The organism is Alphaproteobacteria bacterium, assembly GCA_041396705.1.
Lineage (GTDB): Bacteria > Pseudomonadota > Alphaproteobacteria > CALKHQ01 > CALKHQ01 > CALKHQ01.
In genome coordinates, this window is sequence record JAWKYB010000003.1 from 149,133 (window position 1) to 163,426 (window position 14,294).

A 14,294-nucleotide genomic window follows, 5' to 3' on the forward strand; every position below is an offset into this window, starting at 1 on the left:
GCCGTATGGCCGACCGTCACAGAAGATTCAAGCGCGTGTCACGCGACTGACGTCGGATCGACCGACACTCGTGCCGCTGCGCCCGACCGCGGAGTCAGGCGCCGGATGGCGGGCAGGAGTGGCGATGCTTTCGCTGGACAAACTGACCAAGCGCTTCGGTGCGACCAAGGCCGTCGATGCGGTCGACCTGCAGATTCCCGACGGCCAGATGGTCGGCGTGATCGGCCAGTCGGGGGCCGGCAAGTCGACACTGCTGCGGATGGTCAACCGGCTGTCGGACCCGTCTTCCGGCCAGATCCGCTTCGGCGATGTCGACGTCACCGCCTTGCGCGGGGCGGCGCTGCGCGACTGGCGCACCCGCTGCGCGATGATCTTCCAGCAGTTCAACCTGGTGAACCGCATCGACGTCCTGTCGAACGTGCTGATGGGCCGCCTCAACTATCACGGCACCGCGTCGGCTCTGTGCATGCGCTTCACCCGGGCCGAGCGCGCCCACGCGATCCGCGCGCTCGACCGGCTCGACATCGCCCACGCCGCGCTGCAGCGCGCCGACACCCTTTCCGGCGGTCAGCAGCAGCGCGTGGCGATCGCGCGCGCCCTGGTGCAGGAGCCGAAGATCCTGCTTGCCGACGAGCCGATCGCCTCGCTCGACCCGCGCAACGCGCGGATCGTGATGGATGCGCTGCGCAGCATCAATCGCGCCGACGGGAAGACGGTGATCTGCAACCTGCACACGCTGGATACTGCGCGGGCATATTGCGACCGCATCGTCGCGATGTACCGCGGCCGGGTGGTGTTCGACGGCGTGCCCGACGAGCTGTCGGCCGACGTGGTGCGCGCGATCTATGGCGGTGCCGACGCCGAGGAGTTCGACGAGGCGATCACGTCGACCGGCATGGTCCCGGCCCGCGAGCGCGCGCGGAATCCCGAGCACCGCGTCTGGCACTGATGTCCCCGCGGCAGGGCCGCGACGGATGCCCAAATCGTCAATCAAGCTGTGAGGTAGAGGGAATGATGAAGGTCAAGCTGGCCCTGGCAACTGCTGCGTTCGTTCTGGCAACCGGCGGATCGGCCTGGGCCGACTGGCGCGATCAGGTGCCGGTGTTCCGCGTCGGTCTGCTCGGCGGCGAGAACGAACAGGATCGCCTGGCACGCTACGAGCCCTGGCGCCAGCACATGGAGGCGCGCCTGGGCGTGCCGGTCGAACTCTATCCGGCGTCCGACTATGCCGGCGTGATCCAGGGCCTGGCCGCCGGCCAGCTCGAGTTCGGTGCGCTCGGCGCGTCGTCCTATGCGGCGGCGTGGCTGGAGACCAATGGCGGCGTCGAGCCGCTGGTGGTGGCGCGCGAGGACGACGGCACCACCGGCTACTACTCGGTGATGTACACGCTGGCCGACAGCGGCATCACCTCGATCGAGGACATGGAAGGCAAGTCGCTGGCCTTCGCCGATCCCGACTCCACCTCCGGCTATCTGATCCCGAAATTCCAGCTCGGCGACCTGCTCGGCGTCGACCCGGAGGAGGGCTACTTCTCCCGCACCGGCTTCGGCGGCGGCCACGAGCAGGCCGTGGTCGCGGTGCTGGAGGGTCAGTACGACGCCGGCGTCACCTGGACCTCGCTGCAGGGCGACCCGGCGACCGGCTACTCCCGCGGCAATCTGGCCGAGATGGTGGCCAAAGGCATGCTCGACATGAACCAGATCCGGATCATCTGGAACTCGACGCTGATCCCGAACGGTCCGAACGCGATCCGCAGCGACCTGCCGCAGGAGCTGAAGGACCTGGTTCGCGGCATCATCGTGGCGATGCCGCTGGAGAACCCGGAGGCCTATGAGGCGGCCGAGCGCGGCACCGGCCAGGGCTACGAGGTCGTCGACAACGCCTTCTTCGAGCCGATCATCGATCTGCGCAGCAAGCTGTCGGCCCAGCGCTGACCGAAAGACCGATGGCCGGGGTGACGGACGGGTCGCCCCGGCTTTCGTCTGTCCGGATGGCGACAAAATCCGCAAGCGACCGCGACGATCCGCCCGATGGCGCGGTCGCGGCGACGAACGGCGCAAACGGCAAGGACGACGCGGCGCTGCTGGCCGCGTTCGAGGCGCGCTACGGCCGCCGGATCGCCAGGCGGCGGCGGTCCGGCCTGATCGGCCTCGTCGTCCTCTGCCTGCTCTTCGCCGCTTCCGTCGTCGTCTCCGATTTCTATCCCGGCCGGCTGATCGACGGCTGGCAGGAACTGACCGGCTATCTCGGCCGGCTGGTGCCGCCGCTGTCGCCGGACCTGCTGTGGGAGGACGACCAGACCGCGGGGTCGTTCGCCTACTGGCTGTACAACCTCGGCGATTTCCTGCTGCTGCTGCTCGACACGGTGAACATGGCGATCGTCGCCACGCTGGCCGGGGCGGCGTTCGCCGTCGCGGCCAGCTTCGTCGCCGCGCGCAACCTGATGAGCAACACGCCGCTGTTCTTCCTGGCGCGACGGCTGCTGGAGATCGCCCGCGCGGTGCCGGAGCTGGTCTACGCGATGATGTTCGTCTGGTCGTTCGGCGTCGGGCCGGTGGCCGGCATCCTGGCCATCGCCATCCACACCGCCGGCGCGCTGGGCAAGCTGTTCGCCGAGGTCAACGAGAACGTCGATCCGCGCCCGGTCGAGGGCCTGCGCGCCGCCGGCGCCAACTGGTTCATGCTGATGCGATTCGCCGTGACGCCCCAGGTGCTGCCGAACTTCGTCTCCTATGCGATCCTGCGGTTCGAGATCAACATCAGAGCCGCCAGCATCATCGGGCTGGTCGGCGCCGGCGGCATCGGCTTCGAGCTGATCACCCGGCTGAAGAAGCAGCAATATATCGATGCCGGGCTGCTGGTGCTGATCATCGTGCTGGCCGTGGTGGTGCTCGACCTGATTTCCGAACGCGTACGCCGTCGCGTCATCGGCCGGGGGGTGGCGGCATGATCCGCCGTGGCGCACCTCCCGTCTCCGCGGCGGAAATGGCCGACATCGCCCGCCGGTTCCCCGGCGCCTTCCCGGCTTGGACGCGGCGGCGCCTGCTCGCCTGGGGTCTCGCCGCCGCGGCGCTCGCCTATTTCATCGGGCTGTGCCTGCACTTCGACCTCACCCCGGGCACGCTGTGGGACGGCCTGACCCGGGGCGACAAGGGCGTCATGGTCATTCTCGGCCAGATGGTCCCGCCCTGGCCGTTCACCGCTTCCGACGCCGACCCCGAACGCCTGGCCGTCTCGGTGCTGCTGGACCAGGCCGGTCTGCGCATCGATGCCCTGTTCACCGGCGCCGAGGTCGCGTTCAACGAAGACTGGACCGTGCTGGAGGAATGCAGCGTGGCGCTGCTGGAAACGCTCGCCATGGCGTTCCTCGGCACCTTCCTTGCCGGCCTGTTCGCGCTTGTGCTCGGCTTCCTCGGCGCCGGCAACATCGTCGGCAGCTGGCTGTTGCGATTCTCGCTGCGCCGGCTGTTCGACACGCTGCGCGGCATCGACCAGCTGATCTGGGCGCTGGTGTTCGTGCGCATGGTCGGGCTCGGGCCGATGGCCGGCGTGCTCGCCATCTTCGTCAGCGACACCGGCACGCTGTCCAAGCTGTTCGCCGAGGCGATCGAGAATGCCGAGCGCAAGCAGATGGAGGGTGTCCGGGCGACCGGCGCCACCAACCTGCTGGTCATGCGCTTCGGCGCGCTGCCGCAGGTGCTGCCGGTGTTCGTTTCGCAGGTGCTGTACTACATCGAATCCAACACCCGCTCGGCCACGGTGCTCGGCATCGTCGGCGCCGGCGGCATCGGGCTGCAGTTGTCGGAGCGGTTCAAGATTCTGAAGTGGGATCAGGTCGGGTTCATCATTCTGTTGATCCTGCTGGCGGTATTCCTGATCGACACCCTGTCGCGCCTGCTGCGCCAGCGCATCGTCGGCCGGCAGCGGATGGTCTGACGCACCGCCGCTTCAGGCCGCCTCCAGCTCCGCGAAACGCCGGCCGTCGGCGGCGAGGCTCGCCAGCAGCGGCGCCACCTGCCAGGCCGTCGGGTCGGCGGCGGCCAAGCGGTCGACCAGCGCGGACACTGCGGCGACGCCGACCTCGTCGGCCCAGAACAGCGGCCCGCCCCACGGGCGCGGGAAGCCGTAGCCGTTGAGGAACACGACGTCGATATCCGCGGCGCAGCGCGCGGTGCCCTCGGCCAGCACGTGGCAGGCCTCGTTGACCATCGCCGCCAGCAGCCGCTCGCGGATTTCCGCATCGTCGAACGGCCGGCGTACGATGCCGTGCTCCACCGCCGCTTCCGCGATCAGCGCGTCGACCGCCGGGTCGGGCAGCGCGGTGCGTCCGCCGGGCTCGTAGCGGTACCAGCCGGCGCCGGTCTTCTGGCCGGTGCGGCCGATCGCGCACAGCCGGTCGGCAAGGTCGGAATGGCGCAGGGTCGGGTTGGCCTCGCGCCAATGCCGCCGCACGCCGAGGCCGATGTCGAGGCCGGCCAGGTCGATGGCGGCGAACGGTCCCATGCGGAAGCCGAAGTCCTGCATCGCCCGGTCGACCTGCTGCGGCGCGGCGCCGTCCTCGACCAGATAGTCGGCGTGCCGGCGATAGGCGCTCCAGATCCGGTTGCCGATGAAGCCGTGGGCGTTGCCGGCACGCACCGCGACCTTGCCCATCCGTCGGGCGAGCGCGAAGGCGGTGGCGACGGCCCGCGCGTCGGCGCCGGCCGGCACCACCACCTCCAGCAGCTTCATCAGGTGGGCCGGGCTGAAGAAGTGCAGGCCGATCACCCGTGTCGGCCGGCCGGCCGCCTGGGCCAGCGCCGCCACGTCGAGATAGGAGGTGTTGGTGGCCAGCAGCGCGCCAGGGGCAAGGATACGGCCGAGCTCCGCGAACAGGGCGGTCTTGACGGCGAGGTCCTCGAACACTGCCTCGATCACCAGGTCGCAGGCGCCGAGCGCAGCCGGCGTCGTGGCCGTCGCAAGCCGTGCCTTGCGCGCCGCGGCCTCCGTCGCACTGATCCGGTCCTTGGCGGCATCGCCGTCGATCAGGTCGGCGACGGCGTCGCGCGCCCGCTCCAGCGCCGCGTCGTCGCTGTCGACCAGCGTCACCGGTAGGCCTGCCGCGAGCAGGCACAGCGCGATGCCGCGCCCCATGGTGCCGGCACCGACAACGCCGGCGGCTGTCACCGGCGCCGGTTCGGCCGCGACGGCACCACCCTGCGCCGCGCCCCGTTCCGCCAGGAAGGTGTGGCGCAGCGCACGTCCCTCGCGCGAATCCCGACAGGCGACGAACAGCGCGCGCTCGTGCGCCAGCCCGTCGCTCAGCGGCATCCGCGCCGCGGCGCGGATGGCGTCCAGTGCGCGCAGCGGCGCCTGCAGCCCGCGCGCGGCCCGGGTGACGTCCGCCTCGATCCGGTCCCAGTCGATGCCGGCATCGTCGACCGGCGCCTCGGCAAAGCGGTGCGAGACGGCGTGCCCATCCGCCAGGTCCTGCGCCAGGGCCGTCGCCGCCGCGACCAGCTCGCCATCGGCAATGCGGTCGACCAGGCCGAGTTCCGTCGCCTCGGCAGTGGCCACACGCCGGCCGGAGGTGATCAGGTCGATGGCGGCGGCAACGCCGGCCAGCCGCGGCAGCATCTGGGTTCCGCCGGCGCCGGGTACGACGCCGACATGGACCTCCGGGAAGCCGAGCATCGCGTCGGCGGCGGCGACCCTCCCCTGGCAGGCCAGCGCCAGTTCGAGCCCGCCGCCCAGAGCCGTGCCGTGGATCGCGGCGACGATCGGCTTCGCCGCGTTGCGCAGCGCGGCAACTACCACGGGTAACGTCGGATCGGCCGGCGGCCGGCCAAACTCGTTCAAGTCCGCGCCGGCAACGAAGGTGCGGCCGGCACAGCGCAGCACGCCGGCGACGAGGTCCTGCCGTGCCTCGAGCCGGGCCAGCGCATCGGCCAGTCCGGCACGGACGGCATGCGAAGCGGCGTTGACCGGCGGGTTGTCGATCGTGATCAGGCCGATCGCGCCCGCCGCTTCCAGGGAAACCGTCATCGCCGCACCTCGCCGCCCTCTGGCGGCCGAACCTATTCGCCGGCGGCGGCCGTTCCAAGCGCCGCGTCGGCCGTGTGCGCCAGCCCGCCGGTGCGCTCGATGAACGCCACGACCTCGGCCACGCCCTGGCCGGCGCGGATGTTGGCGAAGACGAACGGCCGCTCGCCGCGCATCCTGCGGGCATCGCGGTCCATCACCTCCAGGCTGGCGCCGACATGGGGCGCCAGGTCGATCTTGTTGATCACCAGCAGGTCGGAACGGGTGATGCCGGGCCCGCCCTTGCGCGGGATCTTGTCGCCGGCGGAAACGTCGATGACGTAGATGGTGATGTCGGCCAGTTCCGGGCTGAAGGTGGCGGCCAGGTTGTCGCCGCCGGACTCGATCAGGATCACCTCCAGCCCGGGGAACCGGGCGCACATGTCGGCGACCGCCACCAGGTTGATCGAGGCGTCCTCGCGGATGGCGGTGTGCGGGCAGCCGCCGGTCTCCACCCCCATGATCCGCTCCGGCACCAGCGCGCCGGACCGGGTCAGGAACTCGGAGTCCTCCTTCGTGTAGATGTCGTTGGTGATGGCGGCGATGTCGTAGCGGTCGCGCATCGCCTTGCACAGGGCGTCCATCAGCGCGGTCTTGCCGGACCCGACCGGCCCGCCGATGCCGACGCGCAGCGGGCCATGGGGAGATGTGGTCATGAGCGGAACAGCCTCACAGTCTGGGTTTCGTGTTGCATCGCGGCAATGTCGGCGGCCAGCGCACAGCCGCCGACATCGTCGAGCGTCGAGTCGGCCGCCTCGACCGCGACCTGCATGACCGTCGGCGCCAGGCTCGCGACCAGCCGCTGGCCGTCGGTCTGGCCCAGCGGGATCAGCCTCACCCCGGCGGAGACCAGGTTGGCGGCGAAGGCGTGGAGATAGGCCTCGACCGAAGGCAGCAAGGGTACGCCGTGGGCCGCCGCGGTGCAGCCGACGGCGACCGGGTAGGGCGGCGCCTCGCCGGTCACCGCGGCGAGGCGGGCGAGGTCCGGGTGCGGCCAGACATCCAGCGTCGTCCGCCAGAAGGCGCGGCCCTGGGTCAGGGTCTCCTCCCGCCGCTCGCGGCAGCCTGCCAGCGCCAGCGCCAGGTCGGAGGCCTCGGCCAGCGCCTCGTCCGTGCCGCCGGCGATCGCGCGCCAGGCGGCGGCGAACAGGATCGCGTCGTTGCGGCCGCTGCCGTGCGCGACGACGGTGCGGATCCAGTCGCCGAGCCCCGCCGCGTCGCGCAGCGGCTCGTGCTCGACCGCCCATTCCAGGCCGTGGCTGAAGCTGTAGGCGCTGACCGGATAGGACGGCGACAGCCAGCTCATCAGCCGGTAAAGCGCCGCGCCGGACAGCGGCTCAATGGCCGTGGCCATGCCCGTGACCGTGGCTGTGGCCCGATCCATGGCCGTGCGCGTGGCCATGGCCGTGATCGTGCCCATGATCGTGCCCGTGATCGTGGCCATGGACCTGGCCTTCGCCATAGGCGCCGCCCTCCGGGTCGAACGGCGCGCTGACATGCGCGACCGTGGCGCCGAGCCGGGCCAGCATGTCCTCGATCACATGGTCGCGGCGAATGCGCAGGCGGTCGCCGACGATCTGCACCGGCAGGTGCCGGTTGCCCAGGTGCCAGGCCATGCGCAGCCGATGCCCGTCGTCCGGGCTGCGTACTTCCGCCAGGTCTTCCGGAGCCGCGACCACCGCGACCAGGCGTCCGTCGCCGAGTTGCAGCGCATCGCCGTCGCGCAGGGTCGTGGCGCGCGGCAGGTCGACCAGGATGGCGAGCCCGCCCGCGGTGGTCAGCGCAATCCGACGCCGGCTGCGACGGTCGAAGTCGAGCTCCACCCGGTCGGCGGCGCGTTCGGCCTGCCAGGCGCCGGCGGCAACGACGGTGTCGGCGCGGATCATGCGCGCAGACTCGCCGCTGCCGTGCGCATACGGCAGCGGATCAACGTCGGCGTTTTCTGCGGCGCGGGTCGGGTTGCCGGCCGCTGACCAGCATCCACAGACCTGCGGCGATGCAGAGCGCCGGCAGGCCGACCATGTAGCCATAGACCGGCAGGTCGCCGAGCAGCGCCGCCCCGCCGATGGCGATTGCGAGCAGGACGCCGATGGCCAGCGCGCCCAGGCCGATCAGCCGCGACCGTCGCCTGACGCGCGGTTCCGTCGGATTGGCGATCGCCCAGTCCTGCCGGGTCCGTTCCGCCTGCCATGCTGCCGCGACGGCGCCACGCCAGCGCCGGAAGTTGCCGTTGCGCCGCCCGGCCATCCAGACCGCGCCCCCGCCGAGCGTCAGCACCGCCAGCGCATAGAGCCAGGCATGGTCCGGCGCCAGCCAGAGAAACAGGTACAGCCCGGCCAGTACCGCCAGCGCGGCGACCAGCAGGCCCGCTGCGATCAGCCTGCCGCGCCATGTGGTTGCGCGCAGCGAGGGGATTTCGAGGTCCGGCATCGGCGTTTGTCATGTCCGGCGCATCAGAACAGGAAATAGCGCTGCGCCATCGGCAGTACCTTGGCCGGTTCGCAGGTCAGCAGCTCACCGTTCGCGCGCACCTCGTAGGTTTCCGGGTCGACCTCGATTTCCGGCGTGGCGTCGTTCAGCACCATGCTGTGTTTGGAAATGCCGTTGCGGGTGTTCTTCACCGGCACCAGCGCCTTTTCCACCCCCAGCCGCTCGGCCAGCCCGCCGTCCGCCGCCGCCTGCGAGACGAAGGTGACCGCCGACGCCGTCATCGCCTTGCCGAAGGCGCCGAACATCGGCCGGTAGTGCACCGGTTGCGGCGTCGGGATCGAGGCATTGGGATCGCCCATCGGGGCGGCGGCGATGGTGCCCATCTTCAGCACCAGGTCCGGCTTCACGCCGAAAAAGGCCGGCGACCACAGCACGAGGTCCGCCAGCTTGCCGACCTCGACCGAGCCGATCTCGTGGGCCATGCCATGGGCGATGGCAGGGTTGATGGTGTATTTGGCGATATAGCGGCGCACGCGCAGATTGTCGTTGTCGCCGCGCTCCTCCTTCAGCCGGCCGCGCTGGCGCTTCATCTTGTCGGCGGTCTGCCAGGTACGGATCAGCACCTCGCCGACCCGGCCCATCGCCTGGCTGTCCGACGCGATGATCGAGAACGCGCCCATGTCGTGCAGGATGTCCTCGGCCGCGATCGTCTCCTTGCGGATCCGGCTCTCGGCAAAGGCCACGTCCTCCGGGATGTTCGGGTCGAGATGATGGCACACCATCAGCATGTCGAGATGCTCGTCGATGGTGTTCACCGTGTAGGGCCGCGTCGGGTTGGTCGACGACGGGATCACGTTCAGTTCGCCGCAGACCTTGATGATGTCCGGCGCATGGCCGCCGCCGGCGCCCTCGGTGTGGAAGGCGTGGATGGTCCGCCCCTTGAACGCGGCGATGGTGTTCTCGACGAACCCGCTCTCGTTCAGGGTGTCGGTGTGGATCATCACCTGGATGTCGTGATCGTCCGCGACGCCCAGGCAGCAGTCGATCGCCGCCGGCGTGGTGCCCCAGTCCTCGTGCAGCTTCAGCGCGCAGGCGCCGCCCAGGACCTGTTCGACCAGCCCCTTCGGCTGCGACGCGTTGCCCTTGCCGGCGAAGGCCAGGTTCATCGGGAACGAATCGGCCGCCTGGATCATCCGGCCCAGGTGCCAAGGCCCCGGTGTGCAGGTGGTGGCGTTGGTGCCGGTCGCCGGCCCGGTGCCGCCGCCCAGCATGGTGGTGACGCCCGACATCAGCGCGTCGTCGATCTGCTGCGGGCAGATGAAGTGAATGTGGCTGTCGAAGCCGCCCGCGGTCAGGATCTTGCCCTCGCCGGCGATCGCCTCGGTGCCCGGGCCGACCACGATGTCGACGCCCGGCTGGACGTCGGGGTTGCCGGCCTTGCCGATGGCCGCGATCCGCCCGTTCTTCAGGCCGACGTCGGCCTTGTAGATGCCGGTGTGGTCGACGATCAGCGCGTTGGTGATGACCGTGTCGACGGCACCGTCGGCGCGGGCGACCTGCGACTGGCCCATGCCGTCGCGGATCACCTTGCCGCCGCCGAACTTGACTTCCTCGCCGTAGATCGTGCGGTCCCGCTCGACCTCGATCACCAGCTCGGTGTCGGCCAACCGCAGCCGATCGCCGACTGTGGGGCCGTACATGTCCGCATAGGCGGCACGCCCGATGGTTGCCGGCATGTCAGTTCCCCCCGTCCAGCGGACCCATGACCTTCTGGTTGAAGCCCCAGACCGCGCGCTTGCCGGCGAACGGCACCAGCGTCACCGCGCGGCTCTGGCCGGGCTCGAAGCGCACGGCGGTGCCGGCGGCGATGTCCAGCCGCATGCCGCGCGCCTTGTCGCGGTCGAACTTCAGCGCCGGGTTGGTCTCGGCGAAATGGTAGTGGCTGCCGACCTGGATCGGCCGGTCGCCGCCGTTGGCCACGGTCAGCGTCACCGTCGGCTGGCCCTTGTTCAGCTCGATCTCGCCGGCGGCCGGGAACAGTTCGCCCGGGATCATCGCAGCCACCCTAGGCGCCGAAGGCCAGGGCTGCACCGGCGAGAGCGACGGCCGCCCCTGCCGCGCGCACGGCGGTGCGCCAGACCTTGCCCCGCGAGGCCAGCGCAAGGCCGATGCCGGCGGCATGCAATGCAGCCGTGGCCAGCGCGAAGCCGGCGCCATAGAGCAGTGCAGCGCCCGCTTCCGGCGCTTCGGTCCCGTGGGCATGGCCGTGGGCCAGCGCGAACAGGCCAACGATGCCGGCACCGGCCCAGAGCGGCAGGTTGGCCGATACGGCGACCATGGTGCCCAGCACGACGATCGACGCGGCAATCCCAGGCTCTATCGCCGGCAGCGACACGCCGGCGATGCCGAGCATCCCGCCCAGCAGCATCACGCCGACGAATACGCAGGGCCAAAGCCATAGCGCCTTGCCGCCCTTCGATGCGGCCCAAAGGCCGACCGCGACCATGGCCAGGATGTGATCGAAGCCGCCAAGCGGATGGCCGAGGCCGGCCATGAACGACGTGGTGGCGCCGACGCCGGTATGGGCAAACGCGGCGGTGGTGGCAAACAGTACCGCGCTGGCAGCCGCAGCGGCCGGAATCATGCGGATCATCATTTCCTCCTCAGCGGATCGGATTGTGCACGGTCACCAGCTTGGTGCCGTCCGGGAAGGTAGCCTCGACCTGGACGTCGTGGATCATCTCGGCAATTCCGTCCATCACCTGCTCGCGCGTGACGACGTGCGCGCCCGCCTCCATCAGGTCGGCGACGGAGCGGCCGTCGCGCGCGCCCTCGACCACGAAGTCGGTGATCAGCGCGATCGCCTCGGGATGGTTCAGCTTCACACCGCGTTCCAGCCGGCGCCTGGCGACCACGGCCGCCATCGCGACCAAGAGCTTGTCCTTCTCGCGCGGTGTCAGGTTCATCCCTCTCCCCCTGTGCCCGTTCTTCTCACAGCAGCCACGGCCGCGGCGGCGGCAGCCCGTCGCGCAACGCGCCCATCACCGCCAGCGCGGCCTGCCGCGTCGCGGCTGCATCGACGGCGATCATACGCACCACCAGCAGCCCGTCATAGGCGCTCGCGCCGCTGCGCACACCGTCGCGGCCGTCCAGCAGGTCCCGCACCGGGTCCAGCCGCCGCTCGGCATCCGGCGCCACATGCACGACCAGGGCCAACGCCGATCCGCCTGCGGCAGCTGCCGGCCGGTCGAGCAGGGCGTCGACCGCACCGTCGAGCCGCAGCGAATCCGCGAACACCGGCCGGCCGTCGCGCACGATGCGCCAACGGTCGCGCAGGATGGCGTGGCGCACCCGCTCGCCCATCGCGGCGCGGCCGAGCACGGTCAGCTCGGTAGCGGTCAGCGTGGCATCGGCGGCCATCGTCACCTCGGTCCGCCGGTCGAGCGCGGCGCGGTCGAACAGGATCGTCTCCTGCGGCAGCCAGTCGAGCCGCGCGCCGGCGCCGATCCGCAGTGCGTTGCGCATTTCCGCCACGCCGCCGGCGCTGCGATAGATCTTCTCCGCGGCCTGGCCGGACAGGGTCGCCGCAGCGCCCGCCGCCACGTCCACCGCCACGTGGAAGCGGTCACCGCCGGTCAGCCCGCCCGCCGTGTTGATGACGATGCCGGTCGGGGACATGCCGCCGTGCTGGCGCGGGAAGCGCAAGCGGGCGCAGCCGCTCTGATAGGCACGTGCCACCGTGGTGCCGCGCACCCCATGGGCAAAGGCCGCGTCGATCCGCCCGGCCGAGCGCTGGTGCGGCTGCACGGAATCGATGCAGTCGTGCCCGATGTCCGCGCAACTGTCCGACGATAGGAATGTGGTGCTGTGATTCAAGGCAGGTGCGGCTGGTCGGTTCCGTTCGGCGGCTTTGTCGCCCGCAGGCAAGATCGATACCATATCAGACCGACCGGCAAGGAGGACGCGATGGGCGGCCGCATCGAAATCGTCGAGGTCTCGCCGCGCGACGGCATCCAGAACGAGGCGACGGTGCTGTCGGCGCGGACCAGGCTGGCACTGATCGCACGGCTGGCGGATGCGGGCCTGCGCCGGATCGAGGTGGCGAGCTTCGTCAACCCGCAGCGGGTGCCGCAGATGGCCGACGCCGAGACGGTGATCGCCGGCCTGCCGGCGACGGTGCGCGGCATCGGCCTGGCCCTGAACGTGCGCGGGGTCGAACGGGCGCTGGCCACCGCCATCGCCGAGATCAACTTCGGGCTGGCGGCGACCGACGGCTTCGCCACCCGTAACCAGGGCCGGCCAGTGGCGGATATGCTCGAGGCATGGGGCGAGGCGGCGCGGCTGTGCCATGCGGCCGGCCGGCCGCTGACGGCCGTGCTCAGCACCGCCTTCGGCTGCCCCTATGACGGCGAGGTCGCGGTCGGGCGGGTCGCCGACATCGTGGCCGAGATCGCGGCCGCGGCACCGGCGTCGATCGCGCTGGCCGACACCATCGGCGCGGCGGTGCCGTCGGACGTGCGCGCGCGGGTGGCGGCGGCACGGGCGGCGGCGCCGGGCATCCCGATCACCTGCCACTTCCACAACACCCGCAACACCGGCCTCGCCAACGCCGTCGCCGCGGTCGAGGCCGGGGTGACGACGCTGGACGCCTCCGCGGGCGGGTTCGGCGGCTGCCCGTTCGCGCCGGCGGCGACCGGCAACATCCCGACCGAGGACCTGGCTTACATGCTGCAGCGCATGGGCTATGAGACCGGCGTCGACATCGATGCCCTGATCGCGACAGCGCACTGGCTCGGCGAACAACTGGGTCATCCGCCGCCGGGCATGGTCGCCCGGGCCGGTCCGTTTCCCCGCCGCGCCGCGTAGCGGATCAGGCCCGCTCGGCCCCGTAATAGAGGGTGACGCTGTGCCGGGCCTCGGCGAAGAACAGCCAGCGCTCGATCAGGATGCCGGGCAGGGCGATCAGCGCGGCGCCGCCGGCCAGGATGCCGGTCGCGACCGGGTCGCCCACCGCGACGGCCACCACGACCAGCGCCAGCGGCACCGCGCCGCCGATCGCGACCGCCAGGACGCGCAGCCGGCGGGCATGGCGGCGGGCCACCGCGAAGCCCATCTCGCGCATCACGTAGTTCTCTTCCGTGTGCGGCGGCTCGATCTGCCGCACCGCGCCCAGGTGGCCGAGGCCGGTCGCGGTGCCCGGGTCGCTGACGCTGCGGCCGCGGTCCATCGCCCGCCAATAGGCCACCTTGACCGCCCAGGCCAGCAGCAGGGCGGCAATCGCATTCCACCGGGCCCAGCCTTCGTCCAGCGCGAAGAAGCCGGCGAGCATCAGATAGAATAGGCTGCCGCTGGCCCAGGCGAACAGCAGGTACAGCACCGGCACGTAGCCGTTGTGCCAGTGCCGCACCGGCCGCAGCGAGGCGTAGATCATGCCGGTGCAGGCGACCGTCAGCGCGGCACAGGCGGCCGCGACCAGGCCCAGCCAGACCGGCGTCGGCGCCGGCGCGAACAGCCACACCACGGCATAGGCGATCATCGGCGCGAAGGTGACCAGCGCCATCACGCCCTCGCGCGACAGCCACGAGGTGCGCCATTGGCTCAGCGCCCGCCAGGCCCGCTCCGGATGGCCGAGGTGGAAGGTGGAGGCGACCAGCCCGGCCAGGCTCAGTGCGGCCGCCAGCAGCAGGCCGGCAAGCCCCGGCCCCCAGTCGGCGGTCATGCGGCCGAGGCCGAGCAGGGCGAGCAGCCCGTAGCCGGCGCCCGACGTCGTGGTGAACAGGATGACGGACAGCGCCGGGTGCAT

At 71.0% G+C, this 14,294-nt stretch carries 16 protein-coding genes; 5 read left to right on the top strand and 11 right to left on the bottom strand.

What is annotated here, in order from left to right; all coding sequences use genetic code 11:
- The first annotated feature begins 124 nt into the window (after positions 1-124).
- From phnC to phnE (R3F55_04060), 4 genes are all read left to right on the top strand, one after another.
- Positions 125-949, top strand: a complete 825-nt coding sequence (phnC, locus tag R3F55_04045; GenBank protein MEZ5666603.1) for a phosphonate ABC transporter ATP-binding protein — start codon at positions 125-127, stop codon at positions 947-949.
- Positions 950-1,011: 62 nt separating this feature from the next.
- The gene (phnD, locus tag R3F55_04050) at positions 1,012-1,935 is read left to right on the top strand and encodes a phosphonate ABC transporter substrate-binding protein (GenBank protein ID MEZ5666604.1); all 924 of its coding nucleotides are present in this window, start codon (positions 1,012-1,014) and stop codon (positions 1,933-1,935) included.
- 56 nt (positions 1,936-1,991) lie between these two features.
- A complete protein-coding gene (phnE, locus tag R3F55_04055; GenBank protein ID MEZ5666605.1) occupies positions 1,992-2,951 on the top strand; it encodes a phosphonate ABC transporter, permease protein PhnE in 960 nt (319 codons plus the stop codon).
- Positions 2,952-2,986: 35 nt separating this feature from the next.
- A complete protein-coding gene (phnE, locus tag R3F55_04060; GenBank protein ID MEZ5666606.1) occupies positions 2,987-3,937 on the top strand; it encodes a phosphonate ABC transporter, permease protein PhnE in 951 nt (316 codons plus the stop codon).
- A gap of 12 nt (positions 3,938-3,949) precedes the next feature.
- Here phnE (R3F55_04060) and R3F55_04065 read toward each other — a convergent pair whose 3' ends face one another.
- The 10 genes from R3F55_04065 to R3F55_04110 are packed head-to-tail and all read right to left on the bottom strand — an operon-like array spanning position 3,950 to position 12,298.
- Positions 3,950-6,025 carry a 3-hydroxyacyl-CoA dehydrogenase NAD-binding domain-containing protein gene (locus R3F55_04065; protein ID MEZ5666607.1) on the bottom strand — a complete coding sequence of 692 codons (2,076 nt, stop codon included), beginning with the start codon at positions 6,023-6,025 and terminating at the stop codon, positions 3,950-3,952.
- Between the two features lie 32 nt (positions 6,026-6,057).
- On the bottom strand, positions 6,058-6,717 hold the full coding sequence (gene ureG, locus R3F55_04070) for an urease accessory protein UreG (protein MEZ5666608.1): 660 nt from the start codon (positions 6,715-6,717) through the stop codon (positions 6,058-6,060).
- Positions 6,714-7,415, bottom strand: a complete 702-nt coding sequence (locus R3F55_04075; GenBank protein MEZ5666609.1) for an urease accessory protein UreF — start codon at positions 7,413-7,415, stop codon at positions 6,714-6,716. The genes ureG and R3F55_04075 overlap by 4 nt, the downstream gene beginning before the upstream one ends.
- Positions 7,399-7,947 carry an urease accessory protein UreE gene (gene ureE, locus R3F55_04080; protein MEZ5666610.1) on the bottom strand — a complete coding sequence of 183 codons (549 nt, stop codon included), beginning with the start codon at positions 7,945-7,947 and terminating at the stop codon, positions 7,399-7,401. Before ureE ends, R3F55_04075 begins: the two co-directional genes overlap by 17 nt.
- 40 nt (positions 7,948-7,987) lie before the next feature.
- Complete coding sequence (locus R3F55_04085; GenBank protein ID MEZ5666611.1) at positions 7,988-8,491, bottom strand: hypothetical protein; 504 nt, start codon at positions 8,489-8,491, stop codon at positions 7,988-7,990.
- A 23-nt stretch (positions 8,492-8,514) separates the two neighbouring features.
- Positions 8,515-10,227, bottom strand: coding sequence for an urease subunit alpha (gene ureC, locus R3F55_04090; protein MEZ5666612.1), 1,713 nt, complete (start codon positions 10,225-10,227; stop codon positions 8,515-8,517).
- Position 10,228: 1 nt separating this feature from the next.
- Positions 10,229-10,546: an urease subunit beta gene (locus R3F55_04095; protein MEZ5666613.1), complete on the bottom strand. Its 318-nt coding sequence runs from the start codon at positions 10,544-10,546 to the stop codon at positions 10,229-10,231.
- Positions 10,547-10,556: 10 nt separating this feature from the next.
- Positions 10,557-11,135, bottom strand: coding sequence for a HupE/UreJ family protein (locus R3F55_04100; protein MEZ5666614.1), 579 nt, complete (start codon positions 11,133-11,135; stop codon positions 10,557-10,559).
- Between the two features lie 19 nt (positions 11,136-11,154).
- The gene (locus R3F55_04105) at positions 11,155-11,457 is read right to left on the bottom strand and encodes an urease subunit gamma (GenBank protein ID MEZ5666615.1); all 303 of its coding nucleotides are present in this window, start codon (positions 11,455-11,457) and stop codon (positions 11,155-11,157) included.
- A 25-nt stretch (positions 11,458-11,482) separates the two neighbouring features.
- On the bottom strand, positions 11,483-12,298 hold the full coding sequence (locus tag R3F55_04110) for an urease accessory protein UreD (GenBank protein MEZ5666616.1): 816 nt from the start codon (positions 12,296-12,298) through the stop codon (positions 11,483-11,485).
- A gap of 159 nt (positions 12,299-12,457) precedes the next feature.
- Between R3F55_04110 and R3F55_04115 the strand changes: the two genes are divergently transcribed.
- Positions 12,458-13,357 (top strand): hydroxymethylglutaryl-CoA lyase, encoded by a 900-nt coding sequence (locus R3F55_04115; protein MEZ5666617.1) that lies wholly within the window; start codon positions 12,458-12,460, stop codon positions 13,355-13,357.
- 4 nt (positions 13,358-13,361) lie between these two features.
- Here R3F55_04115 and R3F55_04120 read toward each other — a convergent pair whose 3' ends face one another.
- Positions 13,362-14,294 carry a DmsC/YnfH family molybdoenzyme membrane anchor subunit gene (locus R3F55_04120; protein ID MEZ5666618.1) on the bottom strand — a complete coding sequence of 311 codons (933 nt, stop codon included), beginning with the start codon at positions 14,292-14,294 and terminating at the stop codon, positions 13,362-13,364.